The organism is Staphylococcus sp. FW104-15G4D (genome assembly GCF_058790135.1).
On record NZ_JBYTCH010000001.1, the window covers coordinates 1,059,547 to 1,070,984 of the forward strand.

An 11,438-nucleotide genomic window follows, 5' to 3' on the forward strand; every position below is an offset into this window, starting at 1 on the left:
TAAAAAAATACTTCACATCTTAACGACGTGAAGTAATAAAAAATAATTAACCTTTCCATAAGCTTGCTAAATCTTGTAGCGAGAAAATACCAGTGATAATCGTAACTATAACTGCTATGATTCCGAAAACAAGCATCCAAGTAGGATGTTTATAATCTCCAACAATAGATTTTTTACGACTAGCAATTAAGATAGCCCCTAGTGTGATTGGTAAAATCCAACCATTGATTGCTCCCGCAATTATAAGTAAACTTACAGGTTTACCAATGAATAAGAAAATTAATGTTGAGATAACTATAAACATAATGACTATTAAATTATTTTTATTAAATAAAGACTTATGTAATGTCTTCAAGAAGGTTGCACTTGTATATGCTGAACCGATAACAGATGACATCGCTGCTGCAAAAATAACTACACCAAATATATTTTTTCCTATTGGACCAATAGCGTGTTCAAACACTGAAGCAGGTGGATTTTCTGCACTTAACGTAACTCCAGTAACAACCACACCTAAAACTGCTAAGAAAAGTAAAGTTCTCATAACACCTGTTGTTAAAATACCTGCAATCGCAGATCTGTTAACGAAAGGTAAAAACTCTTTACCTTTCATGCCAGAGTCTAATAATCGGTGTGCTCCTGCAAAAGTTATATAACCACCTACAGTGCCTCCGACTAAAGTAATTATAGGTAAAATAAGTTTGATTGGATGTTCAGGTGCAACCATGTGTACTAATGCATCACCGTATGGAGGATTAGAAACTACCATCACATATGCAACGACCAAAATCATTACTACCCCTAGAATCATAGATACTACATCCATTATTTTTTGGCCACTTTTACTTACAAAGATTAAGATAGAGAATATTGCAGTTATAGCTGCACCCCATTTAACATCTAAACCAAACATTGCATTGAGTCCAAGACCTGCACCTGCAATATTACCTATATTAAATGCAAGTCCCCCAAATGCTATTAATATTGATATCACTGTGCCTAATCCAGGTACAACTTTATTTGAAACTTCTTGACCACGCAATCCAGTAACTACTAAAACACGCCAAATATTAATTTGAGCACCAATATCAATTAATATTGATATTAAAATAGCGAATGCAAAACTAGCATAAAATTGTGCTGTGAAAACAGCCGTTTGAGTTAGAAATGCCGGACCAATGGCAGAAGTAGCCATCAAAAATACTGAACCATATAATAAACGTCTATGACCTTTTGTAAATTTAAAGTCTTTCCCACTTTGTTTTGTTTCTTGATTGTTGCTTTGTTTAAAATTTTCTCCCATCTCTGGTACCCCCTATAAGGATTGAATATCAATGCCTTCTTTCGTTAATTTTTTTCTAATTTGAGTTACAAAATCAAGTGCATGAGCACCATCACCATGGACACATATTGTATCGGCTTGTAAATCAATTTCTTTACCATTTTTACTAACAACTTTATTTTCAGTAACCATTTTTAACACTTGCTGTAATGCTTCATCCGTATTTGTAATTGTCGCATCTGATTCTTGACGACTTACAAGCTGACCATCATCTTCATAACGACGATCTGCAAAAACTTCTGAAGCAGTACGTAAACCAAGCGCTTCAGCTTCTGAAATTAACAATGTATTAGATAGTCCAACTAGCACTACGGATTTATCGAAATCATAAACCGCTTGTGCAATAGCTTGAGCAATTTCTTTATTTTTAGCGCCCATGTTATATAAAGCACCATGAGGTTTAACATGATTTATACGAGCTCCATGAATTTTACAAAAACCATTCAAAGCACCTAATTGGTAGACAACTAAATTGTAGATTTCTTTAGGTTTAATATCCATTTTGCGTCTGCCGAAACCTTGTAAATCAGGTAAACCTGGATGTGCTCCTATGCCTACATTATTTTCTTTAGCAAGTTGTATTGTCTCATTCATTACATTTTCATCACCGGCGTGAAAACCACAAGCAATGTTTGCCGAAGTAATTAAAGGAATAATATCATTGTCGCCACCAAATGAATAATTTCCAAATGCTTCACCTAAATCACAATTCAAATCGATTTGCATTATAAATCCACCCCTTTAATGATTTGATGCTTCTCTAAGAATTTAATATCAACTTCACTTGCATCACCATCTGCATATAACGGATAACTTAATACTGCGTATAAGAAATCTGCTGTTGTAGTGAAACCTTCAATAACCATTTCATCTAATGCTACTTTTAATTTATTGATAGCTGTTTGTCTATTTGAGTCTTTTACAATCACTTTTGCTACAAGTGAGTCATAATATGGTGATACTTGATAACCGGAATATAATAAAGAATCTACTCGAATATTAAATCCTTGTGGTAAATGTAATTTCTTCACTTTACCAGGAGTGGGCTGGAATTTCTTTTCTGGATTTTCAGCATTAATACGTGCTTCAATTACATGTCCGTTAAACACTATATCTTCTTGTTGGAACGGTAATTCACCATATTGCAATAAATATAATTGTGCTTGTAAAAGATCTCTATCTGCTCGCATTTCAGTAACTGTATGTTCGACTTGGATACGTGCATTCATCTCAATAAAGTAGTGAGCATCCTCTGTTACTAAAAATTCAATTGTACCAGCACTTCTATAATTAGATGCCTTTGCTACTTTAACAGCATCATTACAAATCCGTTCTCGTCTTTCATCTGTTAATGCAGCACAAGGTGATTCTTCAATAAGTTTTTGATTTTTTCGTTGCACTGAACAATCACGTTCACCTAAATGAACATAGTTATTTTTACCATCACCGATGACTTGAACCTCTACATGCTTTGCAACGGGAATAAAAGCTTCAACGTATACACGATCATCATTAAAATATTTTTGACCTTCACTTTTAGCTTCTTTTAATGATTTTTCTAATTGTTCAGGTTCTTTAACGATACGGATACCCTTACCTCCACCGCCACTTGCAGCTTTAAGAACAAGGGGGTATCCTATTTCTTCCGCGAGTTTTTTAATTTCATCAACAGATTCAACCTCGCCGTCAGATCCAGGAATTACTGGAACATTTGCAGCATGAACGGTCTGACGAGCTGTAATTTTATCCCCCATCATTTCCATTGTCTTTTTATTAGGGCCAATGAAGTGGATATCATTTTCTTCAACAGCTTCAGCAAAAGTAGTTGATTCAGATAAGAAACCGTAACCAGGGTGTATCGCATTTGCTCCGGTAATTTCTGCTGCTGAGATAATACGTTCTATATTTAAATAGCTATCTAAAGGATTAGCTTCTCCAATACAAATCGCTTGATCAGCTAAACTTACATGCAGACTATCTTCGTCGCCTTTGGCATAGATGGCTACTGTTTCGATTTTCATCTCTCTACATGCGCGAATAATCCTTACGGCTATTTCCCCTCTGTTTGCAATCAAACAACGATACATAAGTCTATTCCCCCTTACTTCACTTTGACTAATACTTGATCATATTCAACATTAGTACCATGTTCTACAACAATTTCAGTAACCTCACCACTCACGTCACTAGTGATTTCGTTCATTACCTTCATTGCTTCTATGTAACCAATGATATCTCCTTCTTTAACTTGATCACCAACTTTAATTTGGGGATCCGTTAATTCTTTACTATCTTGTAAGAAAAACGTACCAACCATAGAAGATTTAATTTCTTTGTCATCACTAGAATCTTGCGTTTGGTTGTTAGTATCTTGAGTTTCATTATTAGTTTGTGTCATTTCATTTGATTGTACATTTGCAGTTTGAGATAAACCTTGTGATGAATTACCCTCTGTGAAATCAAGTTCAATTTCATTCTCAAAGTCTTTATATTTAAACTTTTTTACATCATTTGATTTTACTAAATTTATAATTTCTTCTATTCTTTCAAGATTCATTATTATTTGTCCTCCTTAATTAGTGATGCTAATTTCTTAGAAGTGTTTCTTACATTGCTTAAATTAAATAATGGTTGTTCTGACACGTTTTTTAATTTTTGATCAAAATCATTTTCAAATTCAATTAATTGTTTAAACGCTTCTTCTGTAGATATCCATTCAAATCGAATAGTCTCTCCAGGTTTAAGTTGCGCTAATTTTTTTAAATCTAATTGAGAAACTGTAGCAATTTTAGTATAACCACCTACAGTTTGTTTATCATTTAATAGAATAATTGGATTTCCGTCATTAGGAACTTGGATGCTTCCTAAAGCTACAGGTTCAGAAATAATGTCAGCCGTTTTCAAAGGTGAAACGGATGGACCAACTAATCTGTAACCCATACGATCCGACTGATCTGAAACCTTAAATTCAGAATTGATAAATGTATCTACTGCTTCCTCTGAAAATGAACTAAATTGAGGACCTTTAATAACATGAATAGTATTATCCTCTACTAATGGTTTATAGTCGGTTGCTTTACCTAAATTCTCATTATAAGATGCATTACTTTGAGTAGGTATAATATCATGCTTTTTAAGCGCTCGTCCTTCAAAACCACCAAGTCCACTTCTAGTATGAGTAGAATAACTCTCTGCAATCCTTTCTATTTTTAACGGATGACCAAACACAAGATATCCTCTCGCACCTTCAGTAACCTGACCGATTTCTAATACATCGTTAGTCTGTACTTTATATACTACTTGTGAATCAATGGAATTACCGTTTAATTTTGCATTGGATGTACCACCGATAAATGCAAAAGTATTTTCTTTAAGAAACTGTACTTTAGGGCCAATAACAGTGTATTCAATCGCAGGTCCATCATTACCAATTAATTTTTGAGCCATTTTAAAACTATAAAAGTCTAAAGCACCAGCTCCGGAAAATCCTAAATCTTGATAACCTATACGTCCTTCGTCTTGGATTGTTGAAAATAAGCCAGGTTGTAAAATTTTAATACTCATCTTTATTTGTCACCCACTTATCTATATCAAATTTTCCATTTTCAATTTCCTCAGATATATTGTTATATTCATGTTGATCAATCTCATAAAACTGAATATAATCTCCAGCTTCATACATTGTCATCGGAGTTCGATTGAGATCAAAAACCTTAAGAGGTGTACGACCAATAATTTGCCACCCTCCTGGAGAGTCCATTGGATATAATCCCGTTTGATTATTGGCTATTCCAACAGAACCAGCCTCAATCTTAAGTCTTGGCTCAGAACGTCTTGGTGTATGTAAACGTTCGTCAAGCCCCCCTAAATAAGGAAATCCTGGCATAAAGCCTAACATATAAATAAGGTATGGCTGACGAGTGTGAATCTGTTTGACTTCTTCTTTAGTTAAATGATTATGTTCTGCAACTTCAGCCAAGTCAGGTCCATATTCCTCACCATATAAAACAGGAATTTGAATAATACGCTTATTTCGAGTTCTAGCATCTGACTCGTTTTGTAAGCGGTTAAGTTCTAAATTTTCTAACAATTCATTTCCTTCTATCCTCTTATTATCGAAGTATATTAGAATTGCTCTATAAGATGGAATGATTTCTGTTATCTCTGAATGATTCTGATTCTTTATGTATTGTACTGTTGATTGAACGAGTTGGTAAGTGCTTTCACTAATTTCATTATCAAAATAAATCATCACAGTTTGTTCATTTATAATTTGAGTTTCCAACTTTAAAATCCCTCCCCTTTAAATTTTTAAGGATTTATTTGCTGTAACTATTTAATTGTATCATTGCAATAAAATGTTTGTTTAATAATTAATTCAAATTGTTAGTGATAATTACTAATAATTTGATATTTAGAAATTAAGGTCTTTCAAAAAATATAGCATTTCTATTTCAAAAAATCGCTAATATTTATTTAATCATACATATTATTTTTTGTCATGATAAAAATGATGAATAACAAAAGGATTTTATCCTACTCATCTATTAAGAACTACATTTAATGGTGTAATGTTTCTTTAAAGCTAAAATTTCTATAATAATAACATAAAAAAGTCCAAGTCATAAAATATGACTCGGACTTAATACTAGAATTCATTAGTACTAGCAATTTTAAAATAAAATATTTAATTATTTGATATCAACGATTTTAACGTTCATTTCTTCGCCGTTAGGAAGAGGAACACGAACTTCGTCATTTAATCCTTTACCTATTAAAGCATTTGCCATAGGAGATTCATTTGAAATTTTTCCTTTGAATGCGTCAGCTTCAGCAGAACCTACTATTTGATAACTTTCTTCTTCATCACCTGGTAATTCAACAAAAGTGACTGTTTTACCAATTTGAACAACGTTATTATCGCCATTATCTTCAATGATAAGCGCATTTCTAATCATATGTTCAATACGTTGAATATCTTGTTCGATAAATCCTTGTTCATCTTTTGCTGCATCGTACTCAGAGTTCTCTGATAAGTCACCAAAAGAACGAGCTACTTTAATTTTTTCAACAACTTCTGGTCTTTTAACCGTTTTTAATTCTTCTAATTCTTGCTCAAGTTGTTCATAACCTTCTTGAGTCATTGGGTATTGTTTTTGGTTTTCCATAATGTCATCTTCCTTTACTATAAGTTACTATTTTTTGCTAACGAGTGATTGAATCTTCGTAGTCATAATATCTATTGCGACCTTATTACTGCCACCTTCAGGTATGATTATATCTGCATGTTTTTTTGTTGGTTCAATAAATTGTTCATGCATTGGTCTGACTACATTTAAATATTGATTAATTACAGACTCCATAGAACGTCCACGTTCTTGAGTATCACGTGTAAGTCTACGTAAAATTCTTAAATCTGCATCTGTATCAACATAAATTTTTACATCCATCATATCTCGTAAAGTTTTATTTTCTAAAGCAAAGATACCTTCTACGATAATAACATCTTTTGGTTCAAATGCAATCGTTTCATCACTACGAGTATGTTTCGAATAATCATAAGTAGGAACTTCGATGGCCACACCATTTCTTAAATCTTTAAGATTTTGTATAAGTAAATCATTATCGAATGCGAATGGATGATCATAATTTGTCTCAAGTCTTTCTTCAAAAGTTAAATGAGACTGGTCTTTATAATAGTAATCTTGAGCTAAAAGTGCAACACTGTGGCCTTCAAGATTCTTCATAATTTCATTAGTAACAGTGGTTTTACCTGAACCAGAGCCACCAGCAATACCAATAATTGTCGTTTGATTCATTAGCCGATTTCCTTTCTCATCATGTTATTAGCATAAATAGGTTTGTCGACTTTAATTTGAACAATTTGCAGTGGATGACGTGCGGCATCTAAACTATTGCCTTCCTCATCATAAATAGCATCAACAATTTGCCTGAAACTATCAATTTCAGGACCAAAGAATTCAATTTCTTGTCCTGGTTTGAAATGGTTTCGCTGTTGTATGGTAGCAAGTTGCGTTTGTTCATCATAGTCGAGTACTAGTCCGCAAAAATCGTAAGCTGATTTCTTAGATTGTTCTTCTCCAAACATTTGCTCTTCATATCCAGGTGTCCCTTGGAAGAAAGCTGGCGCTGTATCACGATTTGCGCATTTATCCAGTTCTTTGAGCCATTCAGGTTTAATCTTAAAATTCTCAGGATCCATAGCATAAGCGTCTATGACTTTTCGATAAACTGATACGACAGTTGCAATATAATGAATAGATTTCATCCTACCCTCAATTTTTAAAGAGTCGATTCCTAATTCCATCATTTGTGGTATAGATTCAATTAATTTTAAATCTTTTGGACTCATTGCAAACGGTGTAACATCTCCATCTTCATAAAATAAATCAAGTTCTCCATCATTATCTACTTGAAGTAAATCATAGTCCCAACGGCAACTTTGACAACAACCTCCACGGTTTGAATCACGAGCTGTCATATGATTACTTAATGTACAACGTCCTGAATATGCTATACACATTGCACCATGAATAAAAGCTTCAATTTCAATATCAACTTTTTCCTTCATTTCTTTCATTTCCATAGCGCCTGTCTCACGTGCTAACACAACACGGTCTAAACCTTCTTCTTTCCAAAATTCAACAGCTTTATAATTTGAAAGAGATTGCTGAGTAGATAAATGAATTTCAAGTCTTGGTGCGACCTCTTTGCATGTTTCTATGATTAATGGATCAGCTACAATAATTCCAGTTGCGCCTGTTTTATCTAACTGACGTAGATAGTCCTCTAATCCATCCATATTTTCATCATGTGCAATAATATTTGTTGTAACGTAGATTTTAGCACCATAACGATTTGCAAATTCTACGCCTTCAGCAATTTCATCCATAGTAAAATTATCTGCATTTGAACGTAAACCATACTCTTGACCACCTAAAAATACTGCATCAGCACCATAATGTACAGCTATTTTAAGTTTCTCTAAATTTCCTGCTGGAGCAAGTAATTCTGGCTTTTTCATTTTTGGTTTCGAACTTGATTGAACTTCTTCTAGAGTTTTCATTATTAATGATAAGCCTCCCTTAGTAAACCGTTTGTTTATATAAGAAACCTTCATCGAATGGACGATGTTCAGGTTGAATTTCCTCTATAGGATCGACTAACATGAATTTTTCATCATCATATGCTTCAGGGTCTTCATTATATAAGTCAATTGCTTCTCTATATTGCTCTGTTACTACATTGATATAGTCTTCTGATTGTAGAACGCCATCGATTTTGAATGCGTCAATTCCCGCTTCAAAGAATGGTTCTAATTCCTCGATTAAACAAATATCATTCGGAGACATAATATGCGTTCCATTATAATCTTCAAAAACTGGATATTTGTTATCGCGTTCTTCATCATATAAAAGTAAATCTTGTTGTGCATTATTGCGCTCAATCTTCATTTGTCTGTCTTGGAATGTATAGTAATTACCTAACAACATTCGTTTCGATTGAAACATGCATGTCATTCCATGTACTTGGACTTCGATTTCAACATTAGCATTCTTTTTAATATTAATCATCTCTTCTAAGCTAAGCTCTTTAGCTAAAACAGCTCTTGATGCACCCTTTTTCCCCCAATAATTACATTGGAAATAATTTGTTACTAATGCTCCAGCATCCCAATGTAAAGGGATAGGATTTGATTGTTTTTTAACAAACATTACTACTGCTGGATCACCGAAAATAATTCGATCCACTTGAATTTGATGTAAAAAATGTATGTAATCTTCTAAAGCATCTAAATGATAATTATGAAACAAACCATTGACCGCAGCATAAACTTTTTTATTGTTTCTATGTGCTATTTCAACAGCTTCTTTCATCATTTCACGATTAAATTCTCCTGGAAGTCTTAAACCAAATTTTTGTTCACCAATAACAAATGCATCTGCACCTTTTTCTATTAGTGTTTCCATATGAGTTATTGACTTAGGAGTAACTAATAATTCAACCATAGTCATTCTCCTTTAATTGATATTGCTAAACCATCATCTATATTTAAAAAGTTAGTTGTATACCCTGATTGCTCCATTAACCACTGGTTATATTGTTGTACCTTTTTAACCATTTGACGAACATTTCTAGATCTCACAATGTCTATATTCGATACAAAACCGTGGTATAAGACATTGTCAGTTACTACAATCCCACCTTTTCTTAAAAGAGGCGTATATAACTCAAAGAACTTTTTGGATTGAGCTTTGGCTGCATCGATAAATATCATATCATATTCTCTATCATTGACTTGTTGGTATGTTTCTAGCGCATTACCTTCAATCAATCTTATTTGTTCATTGTAACCATATTGATGAAAATAATTTCGCGCCAAAGCAATCATATCTTCGTTACGTTCAATGGTAGTTACATGTATATCATTTGCTACTGAAGAAAATTGCATTGAACTATAGCCAATAGCAGTACCAATTTCTAGAATGTTTTTGGTATGATTCATTCTTATTAATTGTTTAATCATATCTAAAGTTAATTTATCTACAATAGGAACTTGATTGTCTTCTGCATAAGGTCTTAAATTCTCTATGTTTGTATCTAACTTTTGATGTAATTGAGTTAAATAGTTTTGGTTCAAATCCATTTTGAAATAACTTCCTTTATTATAAAAACTAAAAAGATTTGTAGACATAAAATAAATCAGTCCAAAATTGATTATCATTTTAATCAATATAAATGACTGATTTCTATAATGGTGCTTCTATTTCTTTCATATTAGAAGTGAATGATCGTTTCATAGAAATTAACTTTACATATTTTACCATAAATTATTAATAAATATAAGTGCGAAATATGTGATTCAATTTATTTTAGTATGTTATTAAAGTAATTATAGTTTGAGTTTTTAAGTTCGATATTACTAACTCAATTAAATAACAATAAACTCATTTTTAATCAAAAAAGCTCTAAGATGTATACTAAAAACTTACATCTTAGAGCTATGAGTTTTAAACAATTAAAGCTTACATATTAATAATGAGATACTATTCATTAATCTCAGTATTTACAACCTCTTCAATCATATCCCATTCTTCATCTGTTTCGATAGGTACTAATTTACCACCATCTCCAGATTCATCAGGTTCATTAATCATAGGTACGAGTTCAATCATATCATCTTCATCAGATTGAGCACCTTCTTCGGCTAATACAACATACTCCTTTTTGTATTCAGGATGGTAAAATTCTAACATTTTACGATATAAAACTTCATTGCCGTCTTCATCGAATAAAGTTAATAATTCTTCTTCGTTATTAATGCTTAAATCTGATTCATGATTTTGTTCGTGGTTATGTTCTGTCATTTTTATATCTCCTTTATTGGATAGAGTCTAAATAGCCTTGTAATATAAACACAGCTGCCATTTTATCTATAACTTTCTTTCTCTTTTGCCTAGAAACATCTGCTTCTAGTAATGAACGTTCAGCAGCCATCGTACTTAATCGTTCATCCCACATTATAATTTCTATGGAAGGCAAGGCTTCTTGAAGTTTCTCTTTGTATTGTAACGAAGCCTCTCCTCGAAATCCAATAGAATTGTTCATATTTTTAGGTAATCCTATAACTACAGTACCGACTTGATTTTTTTTAATAATATCGACTAATTCTTCTATGCCTAATTCGTTTTGTTCTTCGTTGATACGGAGTGTGTCTAAACCTTGGGCAGTCCATCCCATTAGGTCACTTATAGCAATGCCAACAGTTTTGCTTCCTACGTCTAAACCTATAATTTTATGTTGTAACATTTTAATGGTCAGACTCTTTTAAATAATAAGAAACAAGTTCTTCCATAATCACATCTCTATCAATATGACGAATTTGATTTCTCGCTTCATTTTGGCGTGGAATATAGGCAGGATCACCAGAGAGTAAATAACCTACAATTTGATTTACTGCGTTATATCCTCTTTCTTCTAATGTACGGTGCACATTGTTAAGTACTGATTTGACATCTTCTTTTGGAATCTCTTCATAGTCAAATTTCATCGTTTTATCAAAGTTTTCCATATG

14 protein-coding genes are annotated in these 11,438 nt (G+C 32.7%); all 14 read right to left on the reverse strand.

From position 1 onward, the window contains the following. Positions 1-46: 46 nt before the first annotated feature. Positions 47-1,303 (reverse strand): NRAMP family divalent metal transporter, encoded by a 1,257-nt coding sequence (locus tag AC3WQX_RS05175; protein ID WP_023350169.1) that lies wholly within the window; start codon positions 1,301-1,303, stop codon positions 47-49. Positions 1,304-1,315: 12 nt separating this feature from the next. Further along, entirely contained in the window at positions 1,316-2,068 is a 753-nt protein-coding gene (pxpA, locus tag AC3WQX_RS05180) for a 5-oxoprolinase subunit PxpA (RefSeq protein WP_023350168.1), read from the reverse strand. Beyond that, positions 2,068-3,429, reverse strand: a complete 1,362-nt coding sequence (locus tag AC3WQX_RS05185) for an acetyl-CoA carboxylase biotin carboxylase subunit (protein ID WP_002436565.1) — start codon at positions 3,427-3,429, stop codon at positions 2,068-2,070. The genes pxpA and AC3WQX_RS05185 overlap by 1 nt, the downstream gene beginning before the upstream one ends. A 14-nt stretch (positions 3,430-3,443) precedes the next feature. Then, positions 3,444-3,899: an acetyl-CoA carboxylase biotin carboxyl carrier protein gene (locus tag AC3WQX_RS05190; protein WP_002453375.1), complete on the reverse strand. Its 456-nt coding sequence runs from the start codon at positions 3,897-3,899 to the stop codon at positions 3,444-3,446. A 2-nt stretch (positions 3,900-3,901) separates the two neighbouring features. Further along, positions 3,902-4,906 carry a 5-oxoprolinase subunit C family protein gene (locus AC3WQX_RS05195; protein WP_023350167.1) on the reverse strand — a complete coding sequence of 335 codons (1,005 nt, stop codon included), beginning with the start codon at positions 4,904-4,906 and terminating at the stop codon, positions 3,902-3,904. Beyond that, on the reverse strand, positions 4,896-5,627 hold the full coding sequence (pxpB, locus tag AC3WQX_RS05200; protein WP_023350166.1) for a 5-oxoprolinase subunit PxpB: 732 nt from the start codon (positions 5,625-5,627) through the stop codon (positions 4,896-4,898). Before pxpB ends, AC3WQX_RS05195 begins: the two co-directional genes overlap by 11 nt. Before the next feature lie 406 nt (positions 5,628-6,033). Continuing rightward, entirely contained in the window at positions 6,034-6,510 is a 477-nt protein-coding gene (gene greA, locus AC3WQX_RS05205; RefSeq protein ID WP_023350165.1) for a transcription elongation factor GreA, read from the reverse strand. A 27-nt stretch (positions 6,511-6,537) separates the two neighbouring features. Further along, positions 6,538-7,161, reverse strand: a complete 624-nt coding sequence (udk, locus tag AC3WQX_RS05210; RefSeq protein ID WP_002436118.1) for a uridine kinase — start codon at positions 7,159-7,161, stop codon at positions 6,538-6,540. Then, positions 7,161-8,429, reverse strand: coding sequence for a peptidase U32 family protein (locus AC3WQX_RS05215; protein WP_023350164.1), 1,269 nt, complete (start codon positions 8,427-8,429; stop codon positions 7,161-7,163). The genes udk and AC3WQX_RS05215 overlap by 1 nt, the downstream gene beginning before the upstream one ends. A gap of 19 nt (positions 8,430-8,448) precedes the next feature. Further along, the gene (locus tag AC3WQX_RS05220) at positions 8,449-9,372 is read right to left on the reverse strand and encodes a peptidase U32 family protein (protein ID WP_002470056.1); all 924 of its coding nucleotides are present in this window, start codon (positions 9,370-9,372) and stop codon (positions 8,449-8,451) included. 2 nt (positions 9,373-9,374) lie between these two features. Next, complete coding sequence (locus AC3WQX_RS05225) at positions 9,375-10,010, reverse strand: O-methyltransferase (protein ID WP_023350163.1); 636 nt, start codon at positions 10,008-10,010, stop codon at positions 9,375-9,377. A gap of 400 nt (positions 10,011-10,410) precedes the next feature. Then, positions 10,411-10,731, reverse strand: a complete 321-nt coding sequence (locus tag AC3WQX_RS05230) for a DUF1292 domain-containing protein (protein WP_023350162.1) — start codon at positions 10,729-10,731, stop codon at positions 10,411-10,413. A gap of 13 nt (positions 10,732-10,744) precedes the next feature. Further along, on the reverse strand, positions 10,745-11,173 hold the full coding sequence (gene ruvX, locus AC3WQX_RS05235; RefSeq protein ID WP_002435990.1) for a Holliday junction resolvase RuvX: 429 nt from the start codon (positions 11,171-11,173) through the stop codon (positions 10,745-10,747). A gap of 1 nt (position 11,174) precedes the next feature. Then, a complete protein-coding gene (locus tag AC3WQX_RS05240; RefSeq protein WP_002435994.1) occupies positions 11,175-11,435 on the reverse strand; it encodes an IreB family regulatory phosphoprotein in 261 nt (86 codons plus the stop codon). Positions 11,436-11,438: the final 3 nt, after the last annotated feature.